A 12,513-nucleotide genomic window follows, 5' to 3' on the forward strand; every position below is an offset into this window, starting at 1 on the left:
CACATCACGCTCCGCAAGCCCGCCACCGTTGGCAGGGATTGACAGCGAGAATGACAGTTTTGTTAACTCGCCGTCCAATACGATTTTGGTCGCCAACCCATACGTTTTCGGTATGCCAATGGATCTCCGCCGGCTCCGCTATTTCGTCGCCGTGGCCGAGGCGCGCAGCGTCGGCAAGGCCGCCGAACGGCTGCGGATGGCGCAACCGCCGCTCTCGGTGCAGATCCGCAAGCTGGAGGCCGAGGTCGGCGCACCGCTGTTCCGCCGCGGCACCCGCGGCATGGACCTGACCGAAGCGGGCCAGGCGCTGCTGGTGCGCGCCAGCGAAGCGCTGGCGCTGGCGGCCGACGGCATCGAGGCCGCGCGCGCGGTTGCCTCGGGCCGGCGCGGGCGGCTCTCAGTCGGCTACATGTTCGTGCTGGCCAATGCGATCCTGCCGCGGCTGATCCCCGAGCTGCGCCGCTCGGTGCCCGGTGTCGACCTCGACTTCGCCGAGCTCAGCGCCTCGACGCGCGAGGCCCGGGTGCTCGATCGCACCGTCACGGTCGCGCTGTGCATGCCGGCCATCAACCATCCCGAGATCCAGGTGGCGCGGATCGGTACGCAGCGCTTCATGCTGGCGATGCCGACCAACTCGCCGCTCGCGCGCCTCAGCTCCGTGCCGATGGCCCGGTTGCACGGCCGTCCGCTGATCGCGCTGCCACATCCGGACCATGGCCCCGCATCGTCCGCCGTGGTCCCCCTGCTGCGCCGGCACCAGGTGGTGATGCCGATCGCGAGCCGGGTTGAGACGGTGCATTCGGCGATGAGCCTGGTTCTCGCCGGCGAAGGCCTCGCCATCCTGCCCGCCTGCGCGCAGCTCGGCGCGCCGCGCGGCATCGTGTTCAGGCCGCTGCGCGATGCCACCGACTCCCTCGACATCGCGGTCTGCTGGCGGCGGGATTCGCACAGCCCGCTGATCCGCACCTTCCTGAAATGCGCCGAGAAGGTCGTCGCGGCGTTGTGACGGCTACAGGCTCCAGGTGACCTCGTGGCTCCAGGGCGGATCGGCGCCCGGACGGGTGCAGGTCAGCCCGGCGCAATTGGCGGCAAAGGACAGCGCGCGGCGGAGCTCGTCTGCGCTGATGTCCTTGAGCCGCTCGCGGACCAGGCGCCCCTGCTTGTGCAGGGCGAACAGCAGCGCGGCCTGAAAGCTGTCGCCGGCGCCGATGGTGTCGGCGACCTCGACCTTTGGTGCCTGCACTTCGATCTGCCCTGTGGCTGCGTGCCAGGCGATGGCGCCGTTGTTGCCGCGGGTGATGACGACGAGGCTCGTGCCCTGCCCCAGCAGCGCGCTCGCCCGCTGCTGATACGGCTCGTCTCCGAAGAGATAGCCGAAATCGACGTCGGACATCTTGATGAGATCGGCAGAGGCGCCGAACTCGGCCATGCGCGCGAGATAGGCCGGCTTGTCCTTGACGAGGTTGGGCCGGCAGTTCGGATCGAAGGAGATCGTGGACGATGCACGCGCATCCGCGATCAGCGCCTTCGTCTCGGCGGCGCCCTGGTCGTTGACGAGCGTAGTCGAGCCGACATGGACGGCCTCGACCGTATCGAAAGGAATGCTCCCGCGCCGGTAGGTCCAGCTCCGCGTCGCGGTTTCGGCGTCATAGAAGGCATAGTGCGACTCGCCCGCGACGATGCGGACGAAGGCGAGCGTGGTCTGGCGGTCGCTGCGGGTGGCGAGATCGAGTGCGACATTCGAGGCGGTTGCGTGGTCTTCGATCATCCGTCCGAACAGGTCGGTCGAGATGCCGCCGACGAAGCCGGTCGGCGCGCCCAGCCGCGCCATGCCGATCGCGACGTTGAGGCAGGAGCCGCCGACCGCGGGCATCACCGCCTCGCGTCCTTCCGTGTTTCGCGTCGGCACGAAATCGATCAGCGCATCGCCGCTAGCAATCAGCATGTCTCTTCAACCTCTGGCGATGCCGGCCATCGCGGCACGGCTGCCGCGATCGACCTCGCGCAGCAGCTTGTAGACCTCGCGCTTGCGCGTGTGAAATGCGGCCATGTCGGGCGCGGTCGGCTCGCTCTTGCGCCCGAGCGCCGACATCTTGGCCATGGTCTCGCCGATCGAGGCATAGGCGCCGCCGGCCACCGCCCCGAGCATCGCGGCGCCCAGCAGCACCGGCTCCTTGGTTTGCGGCAGCGCGACGGTGAGGCCCGTGGTATCCGCCATGATCTGCCGCACCAGCGGGCTGCGGCTGGCGCCGCCGCCCATGATCATGAGGCTGGAGCGGACCCCATGCGCGGCAAAGGCCTCGATCACCTCGGCAAGGCCATAGGCAAGACCGCAGAGGCCGGCGACGAACAGCCGCTCCATCGAGGCGATGTCGGTGTCGAGATCGAGACCGGCGATCACCGCGCGCGTGTCGGGATCGGCATAGGGCGAGCGGTTGCCGATGAATTCGGGCAGTACATGGACATCGCGGGCGAGCAGCGCGGCGCGGCTGGCATCGCCGGCGCGTGCGATGATGCGGCGCTCGAGGAACTCGATCAGGTCGAGGCCTTCGCTGCGCGCCGCCGCGCTCGCATCAGTGTGGCCGGGATGCGACTTGAGCAGGTGGTCGATCGCCGCGCCCGCGGCCGACTGGCCGCCTTCGTTGAGCCAGAACTCCGGCACCATGCCGGAATAATAGGGCCCCCACACGCCCGGCACGAAGCACGGCTCCTTCGTCGTCGCCATGATGCAGGCCGACGTTCCCATGATGTAGGCGAGCCGGTCGCTGACCTCGCTCGCGCCGCCCGAGCCATCGCGGCCGCCGATCGCGCCGATGCCGCCGGCATGGGCGTCGATCAGGGAGGCGCCGACCGGGGTGCCCGGCGTCAGGCCGAGCTCGGCTGCGGCTGCCGACGTGAGGCCTGTGCCGACGCGGGTGCCGGGCGCAACGATGTCGGTGCCGATGCGGGCGTATTTTTCGGCGACGAAGTCGGACAGACCGATGCGCTTGAAGAACGGCGCGCTCCAGCCGCCGCCGTCATGCGCCAGATAGTTCCACTTGCAGGTGACGGTGCAGGTCGAACGCTGCAGCGAACCGGTCGCGCGCCAGGTCAGATAGTCCGCCAGATCGAAGAAGTGACCTGCGGCGTCAAAACTCGCGCGCAGATGCCGCTTCAGCCACAAGAGCTTCGGCATCTCCATCTCGGGCGAGATCGAGCCGCCGACATAGCGCAGCACGGCGTCCTCGGTCTCGTTGATCAGCCGCGCTTCGGCAATGGCGCGATGGTCCATCCAGACGATGACGTTGCGCTGCTTATCGCCGGAGGCGCTGACGGTGAGCGGCTCGCCCTGCGGATCAAGCACCACGAGGGAACAGGTGGCGTCAAAACCGATGCCGCCGATGCTGTCGGGCGCAATCGCCGCTTCCGCCACGGCCGCGCGCACCGATTTGACGCAGGCGTCCCAGATGTCCTCGGAAGACTGCTCGACGATGTCGCCGGCCTCGTGCCAGATCCTGATCGGATGCCGGGCGGTCGCGAGCAAGGTTCCTGCCTCGTCAAACACCCCTGCCCGCGTGCTCGTGGTCCCCACGTCGACGCCGATATACGCTCGCGGCATTGTCGCTCCCGGTCGCTTTCCGTCAGTTTTGACGATAAGCCTACCAGCAAGTGTAGCCGCCATCCACCAGCACGATGCTGCCGGTCATCAGGCTCGCGGCCTCCGACGACAGGAACAGCACGACGGAGGCGATCTCCTCGACTTGCCCCATCCGCGCCATCGGGGTTCCGCCGATCCAGGCGTCGTACATTTTTGGATTGCTCTTCACGAAGGCGTTCAGTGGGGTCTCGATATAGGTCGGCGCCACCGCATTGACGCGAATGCCCCGTGCGCCCCATTCCGCGGCCAGCGACTTGGTCAGGTGGTGCACTGCGGCCTTGGAGGCGTTGTAGAAGCACTGCTCCTGCGGCTTGTTGACGATGAAGCCCGACATCGAGCCGACATTGACGATGGCGCCGCTTTTCGCCTTCAGCATGTGCTTGCCGAACTCGCGGCAGCACCAGAAGGTGCCGTTGAGATTGACGTCGATGACGTTGAGCCAGTGCTCGTCGGTGACGGTCTCCGCCGGCGTCTCGCTGCGCGCGATGCCGGCATTGTTGACGAGGATGTCGACCCTGCCGTGGCGGGCGACGAGGTCGTTCGCGACGTCGGCCACCCGCTTGGTGTCGGTGACGTCCATGATCGCGGTCTCGACGTCAAAACCCTTCGCCTTCAGGCCGGCTTTGGCGCTGTCGGCGATCTTGCTGTCGCGGTCGCCGATGATGACCCGGGCGCCGGCCTCGGCCAGCGCCTCGGCGCAGCCAAGGCCGATGCCCTGCCCGCCGCCGGTGATGAACGCGGTCTTCCCGTTCAATCTGAATTTTTCCAGGTACATGGTGGTCTTTCCGTTTCTTGCCGTTGTCTTGCCGTTTCTTGTTAGCCTCGAAGGGCATTGCCGCCGTCGTCGAAGCGGTGAATGCGCTGGGGGTCCGGCACCAGCGAGACGCGGTCGCCGGCATGCAGGCTCAATTCGCCAATGTAGCGCGCGGTCAGCATGCCGAGTGGCCCGGCATCGACATAAAGGAAGGTGTCGCTGCCGAGATGCTCGGCGACCGCGATCGTTCCCTGCCAGCCGCCTCCGCCGTCGCGCTCGATCTTCAGATGTTCCGGCCGTACACCAATCGTCGCCGCCCCCTTCTGCAAGGCGAGCTCACCGGTGACAAAGTTCATCTTGGGCGACCCGATGAAGCCGGCGACGAAGAGATTGGCCGGCCGCTCGTAAAGCTCCAGCGGCGAGCCATATTGCTCGATCTTGCCGCCGTTGAGCACGACGATCTTGTCGGCCATGGTCATGGCCTCGACCTGGTCGTGGGTGACGTAGATCGCAGTGGTGCCGAGCTGCTTCTGCAGCCGCGTCACCTCGATGCGCATCTGCACGCGCAAGGCTGCATCGAGGTTGGAGAGCGGCTCGTCGAACAGGAACGCCTTGGGCTCGCGGACGATGGCGCGCCCGATCGCGACGCGCTGGCGCTGGCCGCCGGAGAGCTCGCGCGGCTTGCGGTCGAGATAAGGCGAAAGGTTCAGCGTCGCGGCGGCGGCCTCGACCTTGCGGTTGATCTCGTCCTTGGCAAGGCCCGCCATCTTCAGGCCGAAGCCGATATTGCCGCGCACGCTCATATGCGGATAGAGCGCATAGGACTGGAACACCATCGACAGCCCGCGCTTGGCCGGGGGCGTATCGACGACGTTCTTGCCGTCGATCAGGATCTTGCCGCCGCTGACGTCCTCGAGCCCCGCGATCAGCCGCAGCAGCGTGGTCTTGCCGCAGCCGGAGGGACCGACGAACACCACGAAGGAGCCGTCGGCGATGTCGAGGTCGGCGCCCTTGATGATGTGCACGGGGCCGAAGGATTTCTGCACGCCCTGAAGTGTGATCTGACCCATGGCAGCCCCCTTACTTCACCGCGCCAAAGGTGAGCCCGCGCACGAGCTGCTTCTGGCTGAACCAACCGAGGACGAGAATGGGCGCGATTGCCAGCGTCGAGGCCGCCGACAGTTTTGCCCAGAACAGCCCTTCCGGGCTCGAATAGGACGCGATGAACGTGGTGAGCGGCGCGGCGTTCGAGGTAGACAGGTTCAGCGTCCAGAACGCCTCGTTCCAGGCCAGGATCAGATTGAGCAGCAAGGTCGAGGCGAGGCCCGGGATCGCCATCGGCGTCAGCACATAGACCAGCTCGCGGCCGATCGTGGCGCCGTCCATGCGCGCGGCCTCCAGGATGTCGCGCGGGATCTCCTTGAAATAGGTGAAGAGCATCCAGATCACGATCGGCAGATTTCCGAGGCAAAGGATGAAGACGAGGCCGATGCGGGAATCGAGCAGGCCGAACGTCTTGAAGATCAGGTAGATCGGCACCAGCACGCCGACCGGCGGCATCATCTTGGTCGAGAGCATCCAGAGCAGGATGTCCTTGGTGCGCTTGGTCGGCGAGAACGCCATCGACCAGGCCGCCGGGATCGCGATCAGCAGCGCGATCAGCGTCGAGCCGCCGGCGATGATGATCGAGTTCATCGCGTGGTGGAAATAGTCGCTGCGCTCCTGCACGGTCGCGTAGTTTTCCAGGGTCCAGTGGAAGAACAGGAACGAGGGCGGAATGGCGAAGGCCTCGAGCTCGGTCTTGAAGCTCGCCAGCACCATCCACAGGATCGGGAAGAAGATCAGGAAGCCGAACAGCCAGGCCCCGATCGTCGATATGACCACCCGCTGTCTCGTCGCCATGCGTGCCATGACTTCAGGCCTCCAGGTTGCGGCCGACGATGCGGACGAGGAAGAAGGCGACGATGTTGGCGATCACAACCGCGACGAGGCCGCCGGCCGAGGCGCTGCCGACATCGAACTGGATCAGCGCCTGCGCATAGATCAGGAAGGCGATGTTGGTGGTCGACAGCCCGGGGCCACCGCCCGTGGTGACGTAGATCTCTGCAAAGACGGTGAGCAGGAAGATGGTCTCGATCAGGATCACCACCGTGATGGGGCGCGCCAGGTGCGGCAGCGTGATGTAGATGAAGGTGGAGACCGCACTCGCGCCATCCATCTCAGCCGCCTCCTTCTGCTCTTCATCGAGCGACTGCAGCGCGGTGAGCAGGATCAGCGTCGCGAACGGCAGCCATTGCCAGGCCACGATCAGGATCACAGAGAACAGCGGCACGTCGTTGAACCAGTCGACCGGCGTCAGTCCGACCAGTTTTGCGAGCCAGGCGAACAGGCCGGACACCGGGTGCATCAAGAGGTTCTTCCAGACCAGCGCGCTCACGGTCGGCATCACGAAGAACGGCGCGATCACCATCAGCCGCACGAAATTGCGCCCGATCACGGGCTGGTCGAGCAGCAGCGCCAGCGGAATGCCGAGCAGGATGGTCAGCGCCAGCACCGAGCCAACCAGCACCAGCGTGTTCTGGAGCGAGGCGAGGAAGGCGGGATCGGTGAGGAAGTAGCGAAAGTTCTCCAGGCCAATAAAGGCCTCGGAGCCGGGATCGAGCAGGCTGTAATGCAGCGTCGAGAAATAGAGCGTCAGCGCGAGCGGGACGATCATCCAGATGAACAGCAATCCGACGGCCGGGGTCAGCAGCGACCTCGCGAGGAATTGCGTCTGCCGGGTTGCCATCCGCGCGCTCCGTTGGCGGGAAGAAGGCGGCCATCCATCCGGGGCTGGGCTGGAGGATGGCCGCCAGTTTGAGCTCAGGAGGGAGAGCTCACTTGATGTAGCCGGCGCGCTTCATCTCGCGCTCGGTTGCCGATTGCGCCGCGGTGAGCGCGGCATCGACCGTCATCGACCCCGCGAGCGCAGCCGAGAACTGCTGGCCGACCTGGGTGCCGATGCCCTGGAATTCGGGGATCGCGGCGTATTGCACGCCGACGTAGGGAACGGGCTTCACCGTCGGCTTGTTGGGGTCAGCGGCGTCGATCGAGGCCAGCGTCAGCTTGGCGAACGGCGCGACCTTCAGGTACTCATCGTTCTGGTAGAGCGAGGTGCGCGTGCCCGGCGGCACGTTGGCCCAGCCCTCCTTCGACGCCACCAGCTTGGTGTAGTCCTTGCTGGTTGCCCAGGCGATGAACTTCTCGGCGGCTTCCGTCTTCTTGGAGCCGGCGGGGATTGCGAGATTCCAGGCCCACAGCCAGTTGGCGTTCTTGCCGAGCCCGGTGTTGGGCGCGAGCGCGAAGCCGACCTTGTCGGCGACCTTGGAGTCCTTCGGGTTGGTGACAAAGGACGCCGCGACCGTGGCGTCGATCCACATCGCGCATTTGCCGGCGTTGAACAACGCCAGATTCTCGTTGAAGCCGTTGGAGCTCGCGCCGGGCGGGCCGGCTTCCTTCATCAGGTTCACGTAGGTCGTGAGCGTCGTCTTCCATTCCGGCGTGTTGAACTGCGGCTCCCATTTTTCGTCGAACCAGCGCGCGCCGTAGGAATTGGCCATCGCCGAGAGGAAGGCCATGTTCTCGCCCCAGCCCGCCTTGCCGCGCAGGCAAATGCCGTAAGTGCCGGCGTTCTTGTCGGTCAGCTTCTTGGCGGCGTCGATGACGAAGTCCCAGGTCGGCTTTTCCGGCATCTTCAGGCCGGCCTTCTCGAACAGATCGGTGCGATACATCACCATCGAGCTCTCGCCGTAGAAGGGCGCGGCATAGAGCTTGCCGTCGGCGGAGACCGCGTCCTTGATCTTCGGCAGGAGGTCGGCGACGTCGTAATCGGCGCCGAGATTGGCCAGCGGCACCAGCCAACCCTTCTTGGCCCAGATCGGCACCTCATAGGTGCCGATGGTGAGGACGTCGAACTGGCCGCCCTTGGTGGCGATGTCGGTGGTGACGCGCTGGCGCAGCACGTTCTCCTCCAGCGTCACCCATTTCACGGCGATATCAGGGTTCTTCTTGGTGAACTCACCCGTCAGCCCCTGCATGCGGATCATGTCGCCATTGTTGACGGTGGCGATGGTCAGGGTCGTTTCGGCCATCGCGGGGACGGCCAACAGGACAGACGCGCCGCAGACGGCGCCGAGGACATGTTTCACGGTGACCTCCCTCAATTCGCGCTTTTGAGCATATGCCCACGCGTTGGGCGTATGTTCAACGGAGGGACGGTGCTTGTCAAGCAGGCGCGCGGGCGTTCCAGCAACTTATGAGTGCTGCGGTGCGGGAGGGGTGGAAGTGAATGGAAGCAGATGGCGCGGCTTGCTCCACCTCTCCCGCTTGCGGGAGAGGTCGCATCGCATCGACAGATGCGATCCGGGTGAGGGCTTGCTCCTCTTGGGGAGTCTTGCCAGCGGAAAGACCCTCTCCCCAGCCCTCTCCCGCAAGCGGGAGAGGGAGCGGAGTCCCGCTGCCGTGCCAGCTCCGGCCTACCGCTCCAGAATCGCCCTCGCCGTCGCCTCGTCCGTGATCAGGCCGTTGATCAGGCCCCCGCTCAACGCCGCAGAGATCGCCGCCACCTTGGCTGCGCCGACGGCGGCGCCGATGGTCGTGGTCTTTGCCGGCACTTCGGGCGGGATGCTGGTGAGGCGCTTGTTGGTGCCGGCCTTGAGCAGGCGGCCCTTCGCATCATAGGCCCAGCCGGTGATCTCGCCGATCGCTCCCAGGCGCATCATCTCGAACAATTCGTCGCGGGTGACGAAGCCGTCGACGTGCACCTGCGCCTTCTGATCCATCTGGCCGATGCCGACGAGGCGCAAATCGGCCCTGGCCGCGACCGCCTTCACCTTGGCAATCGGCTCGATGCGCACCATCCTGTTGCGCTCGTCCTCCGACGACATCAGGAAGGGCAGCGGCATCGGATAGTGCCGCGCGCCGGTGCGATCGGCGAGCCGGCCGACGGTGTCGTAGAAGCTCGCCGAGCCGTCGGCGGAGATGTTGCCGACCAGCGAGACGATCTGGTGATTGGGCCGGTCGATCGGCGTGACGCGCTCGACCGCGGCACGCACCGCCCTGCCCGTGCCGAGCGCGACGATGACGGGCGTCTCCGAGCGCAGCGTGGAATCGAGCAGATTGGCGCAGCGCTCGGCAATGCCTGCGGTTGCCTGCGGCGCGGCAGAATCGGCCGGCACCACCTCGCAATGAACGAGGTCGAACCGTTCCTTCAGACGGGCCGCCAGCTCCATGCAGGCGGCGATGGGATGTTCGAGCCGGAAGGTGATCAGCCGTTCGGCGAGGCACAGCGAGACCAGCCGCTGCGCCGAGGCGCGCGAGACCTGGAGCATTTTTGCGATCTCGTCCTGGGTGTGGCCGGCAATGAAATAGAGCCAGCCGGCACGCGCGGCGTCGTCGAGTCTCGACTTGTCGTTCTCGGCGGCCATGCGGGCTCACATCTCCCAGAAATCGCTCATGCGCGCGAAGACCCGATCGGCCCCGGCGGCCGACAATATAGCCCGGCCGTCGCGGCTGCGATAATGGCCGCCGCCGACAAATCCCCAGACGGTCATGCCGGCCGCCTTGCCCGCCTGCACGCCGCTGACGCTGTCCTCGATCACCAGCGTGCGCGAGGGGTCGGCGCGCATCATTTCGGCGGCGTGGAGAAAGAGGTCCGGTGCGGGTTTACCGTGCTTGACCATTTGCGCGGTATAGAGCCGGCCGTCGAAATGCGACGCGAGGCCAGTCACGTCCAACGACAGCGAGACACGATCGAGATCGCTGGACGAGGCGACGCAGCGCGGTGCCTTCAGCGCGGATAGAATGGTGGCGACCTCGGGGATTGGCTGGAGCGACTTCGCAAAGGTCTCACGCACGCGCGCCTTCAGGCGCGGCAGGAATTCATCGGGTAGTGTTCGTCCACGCTCGCGATAATACTGTCCGATCGCGGCCGTGCTGCGGCCCAGAAACAGCTCGAGCGCCTGCTCCAGGCTGAGCTCGAAATCGAACTCCGCCAGCACCTCGGACAAGCACCGGCAACTCAGCAGCTCGCTGTCGACGAGCACGCCGTCGCAGTCAAAGATGATGAGATCGGGTTTCGACCGGATTTGGTCCATCCGCCCATTCGATCATATACCCATGCGATGAGCAATAGTTCACTCGGGAACGTTGGTTCGACTGGTTTAATGGGCCACCTGCCGGTAGATCGCCGGCAGCGCCGCGGGCAGTCGCTTGATGTTTCCGACGATGGCATAGCCGCTGCGGCCGAACAGCGTCGGAAAATAGGATTGCGCCGCCGCGTCGATCGTCACGCCGAACACCGCGATGCCGAGCCGGCGCGCCTCCTGCACCGACTTCCTGGTGTCTTCGAGCGCAAAGCGCCCCTCATAATGGTCGACGTCGTTCGGCTTGCCGTCGGTGAGGATGAGCAGCAGCTTCTTGCGCTGCGGCTGGCGCGCAAGCTCGGCGGAGGCGTGGCGGACCGCCGCGCCGATCCGCGTGTAATAGCCTGGCTTGAGCGCGCCGATGCGGCGCTCGACCACGCCGCTCATCGGCTCGCCGAACGCCTTGACCGTTTCGAGCCGCACCCAGGAGCGCCGGCGCGAGGTGAAGGTCAGGATGCTGTGGTGATCGCCGCAGGCGGACAGCCCGTGCGCAAGCACCAGCAGCGCCTCCTTCTCGACGTCGAGCACGCGGTAGCCATTGGCCCAGGCATCGGTCGAGAGCGAGACGTCGACCAGCAGCGTGACGGCGAGATCGTGCCCTTGCGGCCGCATCGCCATGTGGACACGATCGAGACCAGCGCTGCTGCCGGCGCGAAGGTCACACCTCGCGCGCACCAGCGCGTCGAGGTCGAGGTCGTGCCCGTGGGCCTGGGCCCGCATCAATTCATGGCGCGGCCGCAAGACCTCGAAGCGACGGCGCACCTGGCGGATGTGCCGGCGCATGGTCTCGTCAGGCGTCCAGCTTTCTCCGGTCTCCGAAGCCGGAGCTGCGAGCACGCGGCAATGATCGGGCAGATAGGAGCTGCTGCGATAATCCCATTCGGAATAGGTCAGCTCCGCATTCAGGCGCGAGGCATCGAGCGCCTCCGGCGGCAGGTCGAGATCGAACTTGAAGCGGCTCGCCGGCTTGCCGGTGCGGCGGCTGAGCGTGATCTCCTCCAGGTCGTCGGCCGCCTTCTGCGCGTCCTCGTCCTCGCTGTCGTCCGCGGGGCGATCGACATTGACCATCTCGGCCATCGCCAGGATTTTTTCGAAGCGGTTGAGCACGAAGGGATCGCGGCGGTTGGCGCCGTCCTCGCGCTCGCGCACGGCGAAGCGCTTGCGATTGTCCTCGCTGGCGGGCTCCGCACCAGCAGCACACTCGTCCTCACCCGCATGTGCGGGCGTGAGCTCGCGCGTCCAGCAATCGCCCCATAGCGGACACGGCAGGATCGGATGATAGCCCGGCGGCGCCTTGTCCGGCAGCGGCGCCGTTCCCATCATCGCCGGCCACAATTGTCCTGCGGGCGCAGGTCCGGCACCGAGCAGGGCGAGAACGATCTGCTCGATCTCCTGCTCGATGCGCGGCAGTGGGCGCCGCGGCCGGGCCTCGGCGGTCGCCGCGGCAAGCTGCGCGTAGTCGGCGACGAGCCCGGGAAACTGCATGAGCACGAAAACCGCCGTTTCCGCGGCGCGGCGCAGCACGAGCAGATCGCGCCGGAGCGGATCGGTCTCGGTGATCGCCTCGATCGGCGCGACCGCGAACCAGGCCGCGAGCCAGCGATAGAGGCATGCATTGAGCTCGCGGTCGGCGAAAATCGCGATGCTGTCCGGCAGGAAGATGGTTGCGGCGTCGCGGCCCGGCTGTTCGAGGCGCTCGTCGCCGAGACCGATGCGTTGCCGCCAGCCGAGCCGATGGCTGGACTTGCGCGCGCCGGCGCTCGCGATCTGCACGCCGGTCTCGCCACCGAGCGCGCGGAACATTACCGCGAGCCTGCTTCTCATCTCGGCAAGCGAGACCGCATGATCGGCATGAACCGGATAGCTGGCGGTGCCGCCGACCATCCGATGCCAGGCACGGCCAACCGTCTCCTCCAGTTCGAGGAAGTCGAGCATGGGAC

Annotated in this window: 11 protein-coding genes; 1 reads left to right on the plus strand and 10 read right to left on the minus strand. The window is 66.3% G+C overall.

The features are described 5' to 3' along the window. Window positions 1-118 precede the first annotated feature (118 nt). Window positions 119-1,006: a LysR family transcriptional regulator gene (locus tag N2603_RS29680; protein WP_260384924.1), complete on the plus strand. Its 888-nt coding sequence runs from the start codon at window positions 119-121 to the stop codon at window positions 1,004-1,006. A gap of 3 nt (window positions 1,007-1,009) precedes the next feature. Here N2603_RS29680 and N2603_RS29685 read toward each other — a convergent pair whose 3' ends face one another. The 10 genes from N2603_RS29685 to N2603_RS29730 all read right to left on the minus strand — a co-directional run bounded on the left by N2603_RS29685 (window position 1,010) and on the right by N2603_RS29730 (window position 12,508). Further along, window positions 1,010-1,945, minus strand: coding sequence for a carbohydrate kinase family protein (locus N2603_RS29685; RefSeq protein ID WP_260384925.1), 936 nt, complete (start codon window positions 1,943-1,945; stop codon window positions 1,010-1,012). Window positions 1,946-1,951: 6 nt separating this feature from the next. Then, window positions 1,952-3,598 carry an FGGY-family carbohydrate kinase gene (locus N2603_RS29690; protein ID WP_260384926.1) on the minus strand — a complete coding sequence of 549 codons (1,647 nt, stop codon included), beginning with the start codon at window positions 3,596-3,598 and terminating at the stop codon, window positions 1,952-1,954. 40 nt (window positions 3,599-3,638) lie between these two features. Continuing rightward, window positions 3,639-4,412: an SDR family NAD(P)-dependent oxidoreductase gene (locus tag N2603_RS29695; RefSeq protein ID WP_260384927.1), complete on the minus strand. Its 774-nt coding sequence runs from the start codon at window positions 4,410-4,412 to the stop codon at window positions 3,639-3,641. Between the two features lie 41 nt (window positions 4,413-4,453). Next, on the minus strand, window positions 4,454-5,461 hold the full coding sequence (locus N2603_RS29700) for an ABC transporter ATP-binding protein (RefSeq protein ID WP_018647676.1): 1,008 nt from the start codon (window positions 5,459-5,461) through the stop codon (window positions 4,454-4,456). A gap of 10 nt (window positions 5,462-5,471) precedes the next feature. Then, a complete protein-coding gene (locus tag N2603_RS29705; RefSeq protein WP_018647677.1) occupies window positions 5,472-6,302 on the minus strand; it encodes a carbohydrate ABC transporter permease in 831 nt (276 codons plus the stop codon). A gap of 4 nt (window positions 6,303-6,306) precedes the next feature. Then, a complete protein-coding gene (locus N2603_RS29710) occupies window positions 6,307-7,179 on the minus strand; it encodes a carbohydrate ABC transporter permease (protein WP_018647678.1) in 873 nt (290 codons plus the stop codon). Between the two features lie 88 nt (window positions 7,180-7,267). After that, on the minus strand, window positions 7,268-8,578 hold the full coding sequence (locus tag N2603_RS29715) for an ABC transporter substrate-binding protein (RefSeq protein WP_260384928.1): 1,311 nt from the start codon (window positions 8,576-8,578) through the stop codon (window positions 7,268-7,270). 327 nt (window positions 8,579-8,905) lie between these two features. Continuing rightward, a complete protein-coding gene (locus N2603_RS29720; protein ID WP_260384929.1) occupies window positions 8,906-9,856 on the minus strand; it encodes a sugar-binding transcriptional regulator in 951 nt (316 codons plus the stop codon). Between the two features lie 6 nt (window positions 9,857-9,862). Beyond that, window positions 9,863-10,525: an HAD family hydrolase gene (locus N2603_RS29725; RefSeq protein WP_260384930.1), complete on the minus strand. Its 663-nt coding sequence runs from the start codon at window positions 10,523-10,525 to the stop codon at window positions 9,863-9,865. 66 nt (window positions 10,526-10,591) lie between these two features. Next, entirely contained in the window at window positions 10,592-12,508 is a 1,917-nt protein-coding gene (locus N2603_RS29730; protein ID WP_260384931.1) for a nitric oxide reductase activation protein NorD, read from the minus strand. Window positions 12,509-12,513 lie beyond the last annotated feature (5 nt).

It is taken from the genome of Bradyrhizobium huanghuaihaiense (genome assembly GCF_025200885.1).
GTDB lineage: Bacteria > Pseudomonadota > Alphaproteobacteria > Rhizobiales > Xanthobacteraceae > Bradyrhizobium > Bradyrhizobium huanghuaihaiense.